The organism is Rhizobium sp. AG207R (assembly GCF_027109195.1).
GTDB classification, from domain to species: Bacteria; Pseudomonadota; Alphaproteobacteria; order Rhizobiales; family Rhizobiaceae; genus Rhizobium; species Rhizobium dioscoreae.
Genome location: NZ_JAEPVT010000004.1, coordinates 60,977 through 76,781, shown reverse-complemented (window position 1 = coordinate 76,781; position 15,805 = coordinate 60,977). Strand labels below are relative to the sequence as shown.

Genomic DNA, 15,805 nt, shown 5'->3' with positions numbered 1-15,805 from the left:
CTGCCGCAGGTGGGGAAATCGTTGTGCGCATCGCGGCGAAGCCTGGCTCGTGGAAAATGGGCGTTGCGGCGGTATCGAGGGAAGCCATCATGCCGCGCTCCCGTTCTTCACGGTTTCGGGTTCGACATAGCGGAAGCGCCGCGAGTGATCCCTGTCGCGAGGGTCGGGGCGCGGGATCGCCGAAATCAGCGCCTGCGTATAGGCATGTTCGGGTGAATTGCAGACCTTGTCGGCATCGCCGACCTCGACCAGGCGCCCTTTGTACATGACGCCGACGCGGTCGCACATGTAGCGGATGACGCCGATATCATGACTGATGAAGATATAAGCGAGGCCAAGTTCGTCCTGCAGGCGCATGAGGAGATCGAGCACCTGCGAGCGGACGGAAACATCGAGGGCCGAGGTCGCCTCGTCAGCGACGATCACGCGGGGATTGAGGGTAATGGCGCGGGCAATGCCGATGCGCTGGCGCTGGCCGCCTGAGAAGGCATGCGGATAGCGCTCGCGCGCCCTCGGATCGAGGCCGACCTGCTCCATCAGATGGCAGACGCGCTCGTCGAGCGCCCGGCCCCTGGCAATGCCGTTGACAAGCAATGGCTCGCCGATGATCTGTGAAACCGTCATGCGCGGATTGAGCGAGCCGAATGGGTCCTGGAACACCATGCGCAGCTCGCGGCGCGCTGCCGCAAGGGCCGCCCCCTTGGCGCTTGCGAGATCGGTGACGTCGCCATCAGTGTGGCGATAGAGAATTTCGCCTGCACTCGGGTCGATAAGGCGCATGATCGAGCGGCCCATCGTCGTCTTGCCCGATCCGCTCTCGCCGACGATCCCAAGAGTTTCGCGCGGCAGAAGCGAGATCGAGACGTCGTTGAGAGCACGAACCTCGCCGAAGGCCATCGACACGTTGCGCAGTTCAAGGATCGGGGCAGCGGTCTTGTCGAGCGGCGGTCGCGCCAGCCGGATTTCGGCCTTCCTCTCGAGCTTCAGCACCGAGCCGATCAGCATGCGGGTATAATCGTCCTTCGGCGCATGGAAGATCTGCTCGACTGGACCGTATTCCCTGACGACGCCATTGTGCATGACGAGCACGTCATCGGCGATCTGAGCGACCACGCCCATGTCGTGGGTGATGAACAGTACCGCCATGCCATTGGCCTTCTGCAGCCGGGCAATGAGGTCGAGGATTTCGGCCTGCGTCGTGACATCAAGTGCCGTCGTCGGCTCGTCGGCGATCAGAAGCTGCGGCTTGCAGGCAAGCGCCATGGCGATCATGGCACGCTGACGCATGCCGCCCGAATATTGAAAAGCGTAGCGGTCGATCGCCTTTTCGGGCGAGGGGATTTCCACCTGTTTCAAAAGTGAGATCGCTTCGGCGCGCGCCTCGGCCTTGCTCATCCTCGTATGAAGGCGCAGCGCCTCCATGATCTGGTCGCCGACCGTGTGGACCGGCGAGAGCGACGCCATCGGCTCCTGAAAGATCATGGCAATGTCGCGCCCGCGGATCGACCTGATCTGCCGCCCGCGCGGATTGAGCCTGACGAGATCGACCGAACTGCCGCCAGCACCGTTCAGAATGATCGAGCCGCCGGTGATGCGGCCGGGGGCATCGACGATCTGCAGGATCGAGCGTGCAGTAACGGATTTGCCCGAGCCGCTCTCGCCGACGACGCAAAGCGTCTTTCCAGGCTCGATGGCAAAGGAGAGATTGTCGACCGCGCGGAAAATACCCTTTCTCAAGGGGAAGTCGACGGTGAGATTCTTGACCTGCAGCAAAGGGCGGGAGGTGTTCATGGAAACGATATCGGTCATGCCCGCCTCATTTGTTGTAGGGATCGGCCGCGTCGCGCAGGCCATCGCCGAGAAGGTTCAGGGCCATGACGGCGATAACGACGGCGACACCCGGCAGAAAGAGCCATGGTGCGGTTGCGATCGAGCGGATGTTCTGCGCCTCGCGCAACAGCACGCCCCAGGAAATGGTCGGCGGCTGCAGGCCGAGCCCCAGAAAGGAGAGGGACGTCTCGGCTAGGATCATCGCCGGCACGGCAAGGGTGATGGAAGCGATGATGTGGCTGGCGAAGCTCGGCAGCATATGGCGGAAGATGATGCGCCCTTCGCTGGCGCCGTCGAGTCTGGCTGCGGCGACAAACTCTTCCGTTCGCAGCGACAGAAAGCGGCCGCGCACGACGCGGGCAAGCTGCGCCCAGCCGGTCAAGGACAGGATGATCGTGATCATCATATATTGCAGTGCCGCCGGCCAGCCCTGCGGCAGGGCCGCCGCCATGGCAAGCCAGATCGGAATGGTCGGCAGGGAGAGCACGAAATCGATCAGGCGCTGGATGAAGAAGTCGAGCTTTCCGCCGTAATAGCCTGAAATTCCCCCCAGAACGATGCCGAGCAGGAGCGAGAAGAACACACCGACGAGGCCGATCGATAGCGAAATCTGCGCACCTTGGACGGTGCGGCTGAAGACGTCACGGCCGAGCCGATCTGCGCCGAACAGCAAAAGCGGTGTCGTCTTGTCCGAGGAGGCCAGCAGGTGAATGTTGCTCGTGAAAAGGCCGAGTACGGAATATTCGTAGCCGCGACCGAACAGGCTGATTGAGACGCGCTTGGTCGTGTCTTCCTTGAAGATCGGCGCAAGCGTTTCCGGATCGCGTGTGAGCTTTAGCGAATAGTAGTGCAGCCCGAAGGAAAAGCCGTTGTCCGTATCGAAGAAGTGGACCTTCTGCGGCGGGTGAAAGGTTGCGCGTGCATTCTGCTGATTGGGGTCATTGATGGCAAAGAAGCCGGGCGCGACCGCGACGATATACATCAATATGGTGACGACGAGGGCGACCATGGCAAGCTTGTGGCGGCGGAAAGCCCACCAGATCAGCTGCCATTGCGAGGCGACGGCGTTTCGGTCGGGGCGCAGGTTTGTGACGGCGATATCGGCCATGGACTGCTCCTATTCCAACCGGATGCGGGGATCGACAAGGGCAAGCAGAATATCACTGATGAGTGACCCGATCAGCGTCAGCGCGCAGATCAGCAGCACGAAGGCACCGGCCAGATACATGTCCTGCGCCATCAGCGCCTGCAGCAGCAATGGCGCCGCCGTTGGCAGATTGAGAACGATCGCGACGACGACTGAGCCCGAAATGAGATTGGGCAGCAGCCATGCGATGGTGGAGATGAACGGATTGAGCGCTATGCGCAGCGGATATTTGACCAGCAGCCGGAATTCGGAGAGGCCTTTCGCGCGCGCCGTCGTCACATAGGGTTTCGGCAGCTCATCGAGCATATTGGCGCGCATGACGCGGATGAGGCTTGCGGTAGAAGAAACGGCAAGAATGACGACCGGCAGCCACAAATGCGAGAGCAGATCCACCATCTTGGCGATGCTCCAGGGTGCCGTCTCGAATTCGGTGGAGAACAGACCGCCGACATCCTGGCCGAACTCGACGGCTGCGACATACATCAGCACCAGCGCCAGCAGGAAGGAGGGGATGGCAAGCCCGAGAAAGGTGAAGGCGGTAAAGAAATAATCGCCGATCGAATATTTCTTGACGGCGGAATAGACGCCGATCGGCAGCGCGATCGCCCAGGTCGCGATCAGCGCTGCAAGCGCCAGAATGAGCGTCAGCGCCATGCGCTCCCAGATGAGGCCCGAGACCGGTTGCTGCCATTCGAACGAAATACCGAAATCGCCGCGCGAAAGAATGCCCCACATCCATTTCAGATATTGGATGAGCATCGGCTGATCGAGGCCGAAGCGTTCGCGCAATTGCGCAGCTGTGTTCTGATCGACCACTTCATTCGAAGAGGCGAGCGTGGCGATGTAGGTCGTCACATAGTCGCCGGGAGGCAGCTGGATCAGCACGAAGGCCAGGAAGCTGATGGCGAAAAGGGATGGGATCATCCACAAGAGGCGTTTACCGATGAAGACCAGCATGGCTGTTTCTCGCAGTGAGTGCTGCCACGGGCAGCTCCGCATCAAGGAAAGCGCCGCCCGTGCAAGGCGGCGCTTGATCGGCACAATCAACTGGTGAAGAAGAATTGCTGCGGCATGGCCGGTCCCGGATTGGGCCAGGACCAGCTGTCCGGCTGCTTTTCCGGAACATTGTGCAGGTTATTGCGGATGATGCCGAAGCCGCCGACGGCAAGGCAAAGCCCAACGGTTTCAAATTCTTCGGCGGCGATGTCGAAGATCTGCTTCATGACGGCGCCGCGCTTGTCGAGATCGGCCGTCGAGCGCGCCTCGTCAAAAAGTTTCATGCGCTTTTTCTGGCTCTCCGGCGGCTCCTCGCCCTGTTTGCCATTCGAGGTGTACCAGACCGACCATGGAATGGCGTAGCGCGAACCCTGCGGGTGGAAAGCGAAGAAATCGCGCGGATCGAGCATCGGATCGAGGCCGCCAGGCCCGGGCCAGACCTGAGCATCATGGGCATTGTCGTCGCCACGGGTGTAGTAAAGCGCGCGCTCGATCGTATTGACCTTCATGTCGACGCCGATCTGTGCCCAATGCGCCTTCACCAGTTCGAGGGCATCGACCAGATCGGGATAGAGGGTCGGTATGACGTCGACGGCGAAGAAGACTTTCTGGCCGTCCGGCCTCAGGCGGAAGCCGTTTGCATCCTTCTTGCCGTAGCCGGCCTCATCGAGCATGGCTCCGGCCTTGTCCGGATCGTAGTTGGTAAATTGACGGGCATATTTTTCATTGTACCAGGGATGCTCCGGTCGCGGCCCGGCCTGGTATCCCTCGCTTTGGCCGAAATAGACGATGTCGATGATTTCCTGTCGATTGATCCCGAGCGAGAGCGCCTGCCGGACCGACTTGTCGGCAAACATCTTGCGCATGGCCGGATCTTTATGGGTGATGTTGAAGTAGATCTGGCATTGCTGTGAGGTGGAAGGGACAAGAGTTAGAAGGCGATAATCGCCCTTCTTCATGTTCTGCGAGAGCGTCGGCTTGTTGGCCAGCACGCTGATATGGCGCTCCTGAATATCGATCTTGCCGGAAATGACGTTCAGCATCAGCGATTCCACATCCTGCGAGATGCCGAAATTGATCTCGTCGACATAGGGAAGCTGGTTGCCTGAGGTATCGACCTGCCAGAAGTATGGGTTGCGGGTCATGACGACACGGGTTGCTCCGCCGGTATAGGGTTCCTTGACGACCCAGGGATCGAGCGTCGGCTTGTCCGGATTGCCCCAGCGTGAGGGTATTTCGATGTCGCCGCAGCGTGCGCGGAAGAGTTCGGGCCAACTGCTGACGCCGGCCTTCTTCGCATCCTCCGCGACGTTCGGATTGTATTTGGGCAAGAACTGGCTGCAATAGTGCTTCGGAAACAGCGTTGGATGCTGGCCGAGCGGGGTTGCGAGATTTTCCAGATAAAGCGCGTTCGGAGCGGCAAAGGTGAATTTCACCGTATAGTCGTCAATCTTCGTGACATCGACTGCCTTGCCGGCAACGGAGAGCTGAGCCGGCGTTGCGCTATAGAGATCGGTATTCTTGACGCAGTCCTCGATGGCGAAAACGACGTCATCCGCCGTGAATGGCTGACCGTCGGACCAGCGTGCGCCTTGAATGAGATAGAAGGTGAACTGCGAGGCGTCGGCATTGACGTCCCAACGTTCGGCGAGGTTCGGCAGAACCTGCGTGAATTCGAGATTCCAGCGCACCAGACTCTGGTTGCCCACCATGCGCAGGATACCGTTGTGGTCGGACGAGCCTCGCAGGCCGCGCCGTAATGTGCCGCCATAGGTCCCGACTTTTTCGTAAGGGGTAACCACCATCGGCTTTTTCGGCAGCCGGTCGGCCAGCGGCGGCAGCTTGCCATCCTTGACGAGCGCAGCCAGAGCCGGCGCCTCACCACCCGCATCGACAGCGTTGACACGACCGGCCAGAGACAGGGCTGCCATGCCCGCCATACCGCCGAGGACGGCACGCCTGCTCACTCCGCGGGACAATATTTCATCGCGCATCGAATCCCTCCCGTTTTGATTTCGGCCGGGCTTTGCCTCGACCGATGCGACAGGCTCCCGTCCCGTCGCCATGCACCCCTCTGGCGCAGCGTCGAGACCATATTATGTTCTCAGATAATTACAAGAGTTGACAGATTTTTACAGATTTAGTAGCCCTGTCGCGCAGGAAATGCGCTATGGCTGTCGCCGGCCAGCATTCACGAAGGACGATGATGAAACTCTCTGTCGCCAACGATTCCGGTGCGGGCGCGACGCGCTTCGGCGACATCATCTATGAGAGGATCGTCGCCATGATTGCGGATGGAACCTTTCCGGTGAATGAGCGGCTGCCGGCGGAAGCCAAGCTCGCGGACATGTTCGGCGCGTCACGACCCGTCGTGCGCGACGCCCTGGAGCGGCTGCGTGCCGACAGCCTGATCGTGTCGCGGAAGGGGTCGGGTTCCTATGTGAGGCAAAGGCCGGATTCCTCGGTCCTGAAAATGGTGCCCGTAGGGTCGCTTGCCGATGTCCAGCGCTTTTTCGAATTTCGCGCCGGGCTCGAGGCCGAGGCGGCCGAGCTTGCGGCGCGCAACTGGCAGGCTGACGACAAGGAACGGATCACCGCAGCGCTTCAAAAGATCGAACAATGTCTTCGCGAGGGCCGGCTTGGCGCGGAAGAGGATCAGGAGCTGCACGACGCCATTGCGATCGCGACTGGCAATCAGTTCCATATTACCGTCCGTGAATTGTTCCGGCCGCATTTCGCTATCGGTCATTCCGTGACCCGCAGCCTCAGCCTCAAGCGGACGCCCGAGCAGATCCGCAGTGTTCAGGATGAGCACGCCGTCATCGTGCAGGCGATTTTCGCGCGGCAGGAGACTGAGGCTCACGATGCCATGAAGCGACATATCTTGAATGCACGCGCCCGCATGTTCCAGGGCGTATAGGGAATTGGATGGGCGAAGGCGAGGTGATGACTTCTTTACGCCTCCTCGTTTGCGTCCCGATGGATGATAAAGGGTAAGGGTAGGAAGATGAGCATTGAAACCATGCGGCGCGTGCTGACCGGCGTCTCCGGTGTTCCGGTCACGGCCTATGATGGGAGTGGCGAAGTGGAACCGCGCGTGACCGCTCAAGTCTATCAGCGGGTGGCGGTTGCCGGGATTCATAACATCGTCGCAGCGGGCAATACGGGCGAATTCTATGCACTTACTCCGAGAGAGATCCGCCAAGTCCACGAAGCTGCGATCAAGGGTGTCGACGGCAAGGCGCCGGTGACGGCGGCGATCGGCCGTTCATTGCGCGAGGCGATCCAGATGGCGAAGGATGCTGCCTCGATCGGCGCCTCCGCCGTCATGTCGCATCAACCGGTGGATCCGTTCGCTGCACCCGGCTCGCAAATCGACTATTTTCGCGATCTTGCGGAGGCTTCGCCGCTCCCGCTCGTTGCCTATGTTCGTGCCGAAGGCTTCAGCGTCGACGACATGGTCCGTCTGGCCGGTCACGGCAACATTGCCGGCATCAAGTTCGCGACAACGGATCTGATGCTGCTTTCACGGACGATTGCAGCTTCCGATCCGAACGGCGCGCTGTTCGTCTGCGGTCTTGCTGAGAGCTGGGCCCCGACATTCGCCGCCGCCGGCGCAAAGGGCTTCACGTCGGGCCTCGTCAATGTTGCTCCGAAACTGTCGCTTGCTGTGCATGCGGCTTTGGAGAAGGGCGATTTTGCCGCTGCCCGCGCCATCGTCAACAAGCTCGAGCCCTTCGAACGCATGCGCACCAAGTTCCGCAACGGAACAAACGTCACCGTCGTCAAGGAGGCCGTCACCTTTTCCGGCCTGAAGGTCGGCCCTGTTCGCGTTCCCGGCGTGCCGCAGCTCGATGTGAAGGATCGCGAGGAGCTTTTTGCCTTGTTGCGCAATTGGCAGGAAGCAGGCGAACTTGCCACCGCCTGACGCTGCGGTATCCGGCGATCGCGACCTCTCCATGACCTGAACTTAGCGTTCTATGGGATATCGTCATAATATATGTCAGCGGCTTGGCGAATGGCGCTGTGTGAAATGATACTGGCCGACCCGTCAGCTTTTGCCGGGGTCGGCCGTTCGTTGGAGCGGACCAAGCCTTAGAGCCCGGTCTCTACTTTACCTCCTCCGATCCCGCCAGATTTTCGACGGCAGTCAGGATCTTGTAAGCCGACGAAACGCGTGCAGGGATCGGAAAATTCCTGTTTGCCAGCAGAACGATGCCGATCTGCCGGCCCGGTATGAAGGCTGCGTATGCGCCAAAGCCATTCGTTGAGCCTGTCTTATTGAGAAGGACATCCTTGCGTGGCTGTTGAGGCGGGTCGAGCCGGGTGATCTTGTGGGGCTCAAGCGCCATGTCGGACGAATTGCCGGCAAGCAGCCGGGCAAGCGTCGTCGGATAGGCATAGATTTCCCAGCCGAGCGCCTGCGTCGTGTTGTCGACGCGGTAATAACCGACATGCGTCGCATCGATTGCCTGCCGAAGTGTGGCGTCGAGCTTTGCTTCACCCATATTGGCCTCGAGAAAAGCAAGCATGTCGGAGCCTGTAGTCTTGATGCCATAGGCCTGCGTGTCGAAGACACCGCCATTGACGCGGATTGGCTTGCCCTGCTTCGAATAGCCATAGGCATAGTTGCTCATCTCAGCCGGTGGAACGCGGATATAGGTGTGGCTGAGGTTGAGACCGGAAAGAATTTTGTCCTGCATCAGCCTGTCGAACGGCTCGCCCATTGCCTGCGCTGCCAGATAACCGAACAGGCCGATGCTGGGATTGGAATATTGCCGATACGTGCCGGGCGCGAAGGAAGGATGCCAGTTGCGATAATAGGCAACCATCTTGTCCTGATCCGTTACCCCGTTGGGAAACTGCAGAGGCAGACCGCCGGCCGAATATGTGGCGAGATCGAGGAGGCTGATCTTGTCGAAACTGGTATCCGCAAGTTCCGGCATATATTTCGTTGCCTTGTCGGAGAAGGAGAGCTTTCCGCTGATCTGGGCGTAGGAGCCAAGGGCTGCCGTAAAGATCTTGCTGATGGAGCCGAGCTCGAAGATCGTGTCGTTCGTCACCTTCCGGCCGCTCTCCTTCGAGGCGACGCCGTAGTTGAAGATGTAGCGCTTGCCCCTGACAGTAATCGCGATCGCCATGCCCGGTACGTCGTTATCCTTCATGAGCGGACGAATGATTTCGTTGACTGCTCGCTCCAGCTGCTCTGGGTCATTGACTTCGGCGGCGTGGGCACCGACCCCATAGAAAAGGCAGCCTGCGACGATACCGAGCTTCTGCAAAGAATTGGCACGTATATTCAAGATGATATCCTCAGTGTGATGATCGACCGTGAAAGATCGCAAGGTCGAAAAGGAAGCGATGATTGGCGGCTGTTATCCGGCGCGATGAACTCAGATCGCTGCGGCGATGCGGCCGATTTCAGCAATGATGGCGTTGCGTTCGTCAGCTGCGATGGCGGGGATCTCGCAATAGGCCGTTACGATGATGGGGGCGTGCTTCGATGGCCATAGCACCGCGATGTCGTTGGCATTGCCGTATTTGTCACCGTTTGTTCCGGTCTTGTCGCCCACCAGCCAATCCTTCGGAAGGCCGGCGCGCAGTCGGGTGTCTCCCGTCTTGTTGGTGATCAGCCAGGCGGCCAGTTGCGATCGCGAGGCGGCTGTCAGTATATCGGTGAACAGAAGCCGACGCAGGTTTTCCAGCATCGCCGAAGCTGTCGTCGTGTCACGCTCATCGGTCGGAGTGTCATGATAATTCAGCGTTGGCTCGGTGCGGTCCAGACGGGTGATCTCGTCGCCCATGCTGCGGCAGAAAGTCGTAATTGCCTCCGGCCCGCCGAAACTCGCGAGCAGCAGGTTGGCCGCGGTATTGTCGCTGAGCGTGACGGCGGCCGCACAAAGTTCGCCAACCGTCATGCCATTGTCTCCGGCATTGGGTTCGGTCGCCGGAGAATAGTCGACGAGATCGCTCTTCTTGTAATGAATGCGCCGGTCGAGCTTTTCATCGCCCTTGTCGACCCGGGCAAGCACCAGAGCTGCGGCCAGTGCCTTGAAGGTGCTGCACATCAGGATGCGCTCGCCGGCGCGATGCTCGATGCGCTTGCCCCTTGCCAAGTCGAGAATGCTGACGCAGATGCGGCCCGGATGCTTGCTTTCGAGTGCGGCAAGCTGCGCCTCGCCCGTATTATCGTCTGCAGTACGTCCAACCGCGCTTAGCCCCGCCAGAACAGGCAGCGCAAGCAAGCTGCCGGCAAGGCTTTGCCGGCGCGACAATAAGATCGTCATCACGTTTCCACTTCGATTGATGTTTGAGCAAAGAGGTGCGTCTCGGATCTCGTGGACGTCATTGGGACCCTGCAAATCACCTTGCGAGGCAGACTATGGCTCTGCTTTCTGCCCTAGACAAACGATCAATTCTGAGCTTAGACATGAGAAAAACTTGGCCTTAGGACACAAATGGACATCTCCCAGCTGCCATTGAACGCGCTGCGCGTGTTCGAAGCCTCGGCGCGGCACTGCAGCTTCACGCGGGCGGGCCTTGAACTCCGGGTCACGCAGACGGCGATCAGCCATCAGGTCAAGGCATTGGAGGACGTGCTGGGCGTGACCCTCTTCAAGCGCCTGCCGCGCGGCCTAGCCCTGACCGATGAGGGGCACGCACTGCTGCCAGTGCTGACGGACGCCTTCCGACGGATGAGCGCCACGCTCAGTCAACTGGAAGAGGGGAATTTTGCCGAAATCCTCACCGTCGGCGTCGTCGGGACTTTCGCGATCGGCTGGCTTTTGCCGCGCCTCGCGAGCTTCAAGGCGCAGCACCCGCATGTCGATCTGCGCCTGAAGACCAACAACAATCGCGCCGATATGGTGCTCGACGGACTGGATTTCTTCCTGCGCTTCGGTGACGGCGCCTGGCATGGAACGGAAGCGATCCATCTGATGGATGCGCCGCTCTCCCCGGTTTGCACGCCCGATATCGGCGCGCGATTGCGCAAGCCTGCCGATCTCGCCGATGTCGAGCTGTTACGATCCTATCGGGTGGACGAATGGTCGCTCTGGTTCAGGGTGGCGGGTCTGCCACCGCCGCATCTTCGCGGTTGGATGTTCGATTCGTCGCTGACGCTCGTGGAGGCGGCTGCGCGAGGCGTCGGCGTCGCGCTCGTGCCCGTCGCGATGTTTTCGCATGACATCGAGGCCGGCAGGATCATGCAGCCGTTCCAGATCACGGCGATGACCGGCAGCTACTGGCTAACGCGCTTGAAATCCCGAGCGGAAACGGCTTCGATGAAGGTGTTTCGCCAATGGCTATTGGCGGAAATCGAGGAGATGCCGGGCTAAATGTGCGGCAAAACGGCCCCGAACTATTGTCCGAAGCCATCTCATTGAAAGTGCTAACGATGTTGTCGGCCGCGTCAGCTCGCGATTTTCAGCCTGACGGCTCCGGTCCGCGTTCCCGAACGCACCGTTTTGAACCGTCCAACCAGACCGGCGAGTTCGTTGCTGATATCGGCGAGGTGCCGCGTCGAGGCATTCGTCTCTTCCATGAGCGCGACATTCTGCTGGGTCATCTGGTCCATGTTGCGGACAGCGGAGTTGATCTCGCTGATGCCGACGGCCTGTTCCTGCGTCGAGCGGGCAATGGCGCCGACATTCCGGTCGATGGACGCGACCTGATTGCCGATCAAGGCCAGCGCCTCGCCAGTCCGGTTGACCAGTTCTACGCCGCGCCGCACGTCATTTGACGACCTGTCGATCAGATCCTTGATTTCCTTTGCCGCCGTTGCCGAGCGTTGCGCCAGTTCGCGGACTTCCTGGGCAACGACGGCGAAGCCCTTGCCCTGTTCGCCCGCTCTGGCGGCTTCGACGCCGGCATTCAACGCCAGAAGGTTCGTCTGGAAGGCAATGTCGTCGATGACGGAGATGATGTCGGTCATCTTGCGCGACGAGGTTTCGATATCGCCCATGGCGGACACGGCCTGCTGCACGACCTCGCGCGAGCGTTCCGCCTCCGAGGCGGATTCCTTGACGATTGCCTGCACCTCGCGCGTCCGCTCGGCGGTCTGTTCCGAAATGGTGGTGATCTGGTCGATAGCAGCGGCACTTTCTTCAAGCGCTGAGGCCTGCTGTTCCGTGCGCCTTGCCATGTTGTCAGCAGCAGACGAGATCGAACCGGCTTCATCGCGAACACGGGTTACCGAAGCTTCGATGCGCTGCATTGCAGTGCCCAGGGATGCAAGCGACTCGTTGTAGTTCCTCTTCAGGACCTCGAATTCAGCCGAAAGGGCTTCTGTGATATCAGCCGTTAGGTCGCCGTTCGCAAGGCCGTTCAGCGCTATGCCGAGTGCATCAAGCGCGCGTTCCTGCTCGCGCTGTGCAGCAGCCCGCTCGGACTCCGCGCGGTCGCGCTCATCGGCGAGCACCTGCAGGTAAACCGAGATGCCGTAATCCATATCGAGCAGAGCGGCCTTGACGATCGCCGAGAGCCGCCGTGACAAGGCTTGTTCATGCTTGCGCTGCATGAAGCCATTGAGCTGTTGCGCAACGATCGATCGCACCATCCCTTCGAGGATCAAGGCGTAGCCGCCAATATACCAGCGCGGCTCGAGACCGAGGCGGGCATGCGTCCTGCCGACCGCCGAGACCGCTTCGACATAATCGGGTCCGTATTTGCCTGACGCGATCGTCTTCCAATGGTCCTGCTGCTTGGATTTGGCGTGGTGCACATGCTGCTGCGACGAAAAGAATTTCGACATTGCCGGATGTTTGGTGATCTTCTCGTAAAAGCTGTCGAGAGCGTCTTTGACGGCCGATTCGATAGTCGGCTGCAACTCCGAAAGAGCCTGCCTGGCATCCTGTCCCAGTCCAACAAAGTCGAGCCGATCGTTCAACTCGTCCATTTTCGATGCGCGCACCATAATCTGCTCCAAGAAAGAAATTACAAGCAGTTAGGGCATAGTCATGGTTAAAAATTCATTAGATTTTCACCTCATTTTCGGTGCGCGGCTAGCCGCATTGCATGTGGTGGTTGCGACCATGCCCGTCCCAACATCATTGCCCGGTCCGATGTCATCTGCTATACGCTGTGGTCATCACGTATCTCGCCACGAGGCCATCGGCATGGGGAACTCCAAGTCAGCAGATAGATAAGCCGCAACAGCTTTTTGTTGTTGCGGCGTGCTGTCGAACTCATTCCCATTGATGCCAGTGGCAGGCGCCGCCCGATCTCTCTTTCGAGCGGAATTTTCTCATGTCTGACATACGCCCGTCCTGGGCTTATTCGCTGCCGGCGGCACTGCTGCTGATGGCGCCTTTTGATATCCTCGCTTCACTGGCCATGGATATCTACCTTCCTGTCGTGCCGTCGATGCCCGGTATTCTCAACACGACGCCTGCGGTGATCCAGCTGACGTTGAGCCTCTATATGATCATGCTGGGTCTCGGACAGGTCGTGTTCGGCCCTCTTTCGGATCGCATCGGCCGCCGCCCGGTCCTGCTTTCCGGTGCCGTTCTATTTGCCGTCGCCTCTCTCGGAGCAGCCCTTTCATGGGGTGCGCCTATCTTCGTGCTATGCCGCCTGCTGCAGGCCATAGGCGCGTCGGCAGCCTTGGTCGCGACCTTCGCGACCGTGCGGGATGTCTACGGCAATCGTCCTGAACAGGCCATTATCTATGCCACATTCGGCTCGATTCTGTCCTTCGTGCCGGCCTTTGGACCGATAGCCGGTGCGATGATCGCCGACCGGTTCGGATGGCGTGCCATCTTCATGGTGCTCGCGATGCTGACGCTTCTTGCAAGTATCCATGCTGTTGTGAAATGGCATGAAACGTGCCCCGAGGGCGCCCCCGGTCCACGCCGTTCCATATGGCCGATCTTTAAAAGCCGATCGTTCTGGACCTATACACTGGCCTTCAGCGCGGGCATGGGCACATTCTTCGTGTTCTTCTCGACCGCTCCGCGCGTGCTGATCGGCCGGGCCGGTTATTCCGAGCTCGGTTTCAGCATCGCATTTGCGACGGTCGCCGTCGTGATGATTATCACGGCGCGCTTTGCCCGATTGTTTGTGGAAAGATGGGGCGTTGCGGGCTGTGCTGCACGGGGTATGGGACTGCTTCTGATCGGTGCGGCAGCTCTTGGTCTCGGTCAGCTCTATGGGATGCCGTCCTTTGCAAGCTTCGTGCTTCCGATGTGGATCATGGCGGTCGGCATCGTCTTTGCGGGATCGGTGACGGCAAATGGGGCGCTGGCGGAGTTCGGCGATATCGCCGGATCGGCCGTGGCATTCTATTTCTGCATTCAGAGTCTGATCGTAAGTCTCATCGGGACTCTGGCCGTCACAGCGCTGGATGGCGATAGTGCATGGCCTCTGGTCGGCTTTGCCACGCTGATGGCGTTGCTGGTGCTGGCAGCGCTTCATCTGTTGCGGCGTCACAATGCCCTGGCTTGATCTGCGGAGCCCTGCGCCGCTCATGATGTAAAATCTGAAACGACCGCCCGCGAAAGCTGGCTTTCGCGGGCGGTCAATTTCGTTTCTTCCATTTTCTGCCTCACGCAACCCCGCCGTCGGCAGACGTACCTTCGCCATTCGCAGCCGTCCTAGCGCCAACCTAATGCCGGCGCGACATGGGTCAGGATGGACTCGATGACATGGGCGTTATAGTCGACCCCGAGCTGGTTCGGCACGGTCAAGAGCAGCGTGTCTGCCGCGGCGATGGCTTCGTCCTTTGCCAACTGTTCGATCAGCACATCCGGCTCTGCGGCATAGCTGCGGCCGAAGATGGCGCGCGTCTTTTCATCGATGAAGCCGATCTTGTCTGCATCCTGGCCGCTCTGGCCGAAATAGGCTCGGTCGAGATCGTTGACCAGCGCGAAGATGCTGCGGCTGACCGAAACCCGCGGCTCGCGCTTGTGCCCGGCTTCTTTCCAGGCCTCGCGATAGAGCCTGATCTGATCGGCCTGCTGGACGTGGAAGGGCAGGCCGCTTTCATCGTCTTTGAGCGTCGAGCTCTGCAGGTTCATGCCAAGCTTTGCGGCCCATACGGCCGTGGCATTAGAGCCGGCACCCCACCAGATCCGCTCGCGCAAACCCTCGGAGTAGGGTTCGAGGCGCAGCAGGCCAGGCGGGTTGGGGAACATTGGCCGAGGATTGGGCTGTGCGAAGCCCTCGCCGCGCAGCAGATCGAGCAGCACTTCCGTATGCCTGCGGCCCATGTCGGCGTCGCTCTCGCCCTCCATCGGCGCATAACCGAAGTGGCGCCATCCATCGATCACCTGTTCGGGCGAGCCGCGGCTGATGCCGAGCTGCAGCCGACCGCCGGCGATAAGATCGGCAGCGCCCGCATCCTCGGCCATGTAGAACGGGTTTTCATAGCGCATGTCGATGACGGCGGTGCCGGTTTCGATGCGGCTGGTCTTGGCGCCGACAGCCGCCAGCAGCGGGAAGGGCGATGCGAGCTGGCGAGCGAAATGATGCACGCGAAAATAAGCGCCGTCCGCTCCCAGCTGTTCCGCCGCGACGGCGAGATCAATCGACTGTAGCAGCGTGTCGGCTGCCGAGCGCGTCTGCGATTGCGGCGACGGCGTCCAGTGGCCGAATGAAAGGAAACCGATCTTCTTCATGGTACAATCCTATTATATCCGGTTAGCACGGCCTGCTTTTGCATCACGCATGTCCATGCAGAAACCGGCGCGTCAAAGGCGCCGCTTGCTTGCGTCTTCATGGCATGGCTTGCAAAAGCCGAAGGTTCAGGCGGCTATATGTGCATGGATGCAGCGGATGGAACAGCGCAAACTGTGAACTGATCGTCAATGCCGACGAGGTTGCGTTCTTCCCACA

At 60.0% G+C, this 15,805-nt stretch carries 12 protein-coding genes; 4 read left to right on the top strand and 8 right to left on the bottom strand.

Annotated elements, in window-relative coordinates:
- Window positions 1–87: 87 nt before the first annotated feature.
- The 4 genes from JJQ51_RS10395 to JJQ51_RS10380 form a co-directional block, all read right to left on the bottom strand.
- Window positions 88–1,809, bottom strand: a complete 1,722-nt coding sequence (locus tag JJQ51_RS10395; protein WP_269244700.1) for an ABC transporter ATP-binding protein — start codon at window positions 1,807–1,809, stop codon at window positions 88–90.
- A 7-nt stretch (window positions 1,810–1,816) separates the two neighbouring features.
- The gene (locus JJQ51_RS10390) at window positions 1,817–2,938 is read right to left on the bottom strand and encodes an ABC transporter permease (protein WP_113353678.1); all 1,122 of its coding nucleotides are present in this window, start codon (window positions 2,936–2,938) and stop codon (window positions 1,817–1,819) included.
- A 9-nt stretch (window positions 2,939–2,947) separates the two neighbouring features.
- Window positions 2,948–3,934: an ABC transporter permease gene (locus JJQ51_RS10385; RefSeq protein ID WP_152095474.1), complete on the bottom strand. Its 987-nt coding sequence runs from the start codon at window positions 3,932–3,934 to the stop codon at window positions 2,948–2,950.
- Between the two features lie 86 nt (window positions 3,935–4,020).
- The gene (locus JJQ51_RS10380; protein WP_269244699.1) at window positions 4,021–5,967 is read right to left on the bottom strand and encodes an ABC transporter substrate-binding protein; all 1,947 of its coding nucleotides are present in this window, start codon (window positions 5,965–5,967) and stop codon (window positions 4,021–4,023) included.
- A gap of 212 nt (window positions 5,968–6,179) precedes the next feature.
- Here JJQ51_RS10380 and JJQ51_RS10375 point away from each other — a divergent pair, with 212 nt between their 5' ends.
- The gene (locus JJQ51_RS10375) at window positions 6,180–6,893 is read left to right on the top strand and encodes a FadR/GntR family transcriptional regulator (protein WP_069614737.1); all 714 of its coding nucleotides are present in this window, start codon (window positions 6,180–6,182) and stop codon (window positions 6,891–6,893) included.
- An 87-nt stretch (window positions 6,894–6,980) separates the two neighbouring features.
- Window positions 6,981–7,901, top strand: coding sequence for a dihydrodipicolinate synthase family protein (locus JJQ51_RS10370; RefSeq protein ID WP_269244698.1), 921 nt, complete (start codon window positions 6,981–6,983; stop codon window positions 7,899–7,901).
- Window positions 7,902–8,082: 181 nt separating this feature from the next.
- Here the strand turns inward: JJQ51_RS10370 and ampC are convergent, their stop codons facing one another.
- Both ampC and bla read right to left on the bottom strand, forming a co-directional pair.
- Window positions 8,083–9,255, bottom strand: a complete 1,173-nt coding sequence (ampC, locus tag JJQ51_RS10365) for a class C beta-lactamase (protein ID WP_442967298.1) — start codon at window positions 9,253–9,255, stop codon at window positions 8,083–8,085.
- Between the two features lie 111 nt (window positions 9,256–9,366).
- Complete coding sequence (bla, locus tag JJQ51_RS10360; RefSeq protein WP_145634096.1) at window positions 9,367–10,260, bottom strand: class A beta-lactamase; 894 nt, start codon at window positions 10,258–10,260, stop codon at window positions 9,367–9,369.
- A 171-nt stretch (window positions 10,261–10,431) separates the two neighbouring features.
- Here bla and JJQ51_RS10355 point away from each other — a divergent pair, with 171 nt between their 5' ends.
- Window positions 10,432–11,310, top strand: a complete 879-nt coding sequence (locus JJQ51_RS10355) for a LysR family transcriptional regulator (RefSeq protein ID WP_113390416.1) — start codon at window positions 10,432–10,434, stop codon at window positions 11,308–11,310.
- Between the two features lie 74 nt (window positions 11,311–11,384).
- On the opposite strand, the gene JJQ51_RS10350 is transcribed toward JJQ51_RS10355, so the two are convergent.
- Window positions 11,385–12,887, bottom strand: a complete 1,503-nt coding sequence (locus tag JJQ51_RS10350) for a globin-coupled sensor protein (protein WP_113353685.1) — start codon at window positions 12,885–12,887, stop codon at window positions 11,385–11,387.
- A gap of 332 nt (window positions 12,888–13,219) precedes the next feature.
- On the opposite strand from JJQ51_RS10350, the gene cml reads away from it, so the two are divergent.
- Complete coding sequence (gene cml / locus JJQ51_RS10345; protein ID WP_113353686.1) at window positions 13,220–14,416, top strand: CmlA/FloR family chloramphenicol efflux MFS transporter; 1,197 nt, start codon at window positions 13,220–13,222, stop codon at window positions 14,414–14,416.
- 149 nt (window positions 14,417–14,565) lie between these two features.
- On the opposite strand, the gene JJQ51_RS10340 is transcribed toward cml, so the two are convergent.
- Complete coding sequence (locus JJQ51_RS10340; RefSeq protein ID WP_113333283.1) at window positions 14,566–15,588, bottom strand: LLM class flavin-dependent oxidoreductase; 1,023 nt, start codon at window positions 15,586–15,588, stop codon at window positions 14,566–14,568.
- Between the last annotated feature and the right edge of the window lie 217 nt (window positions 15,589–15,805).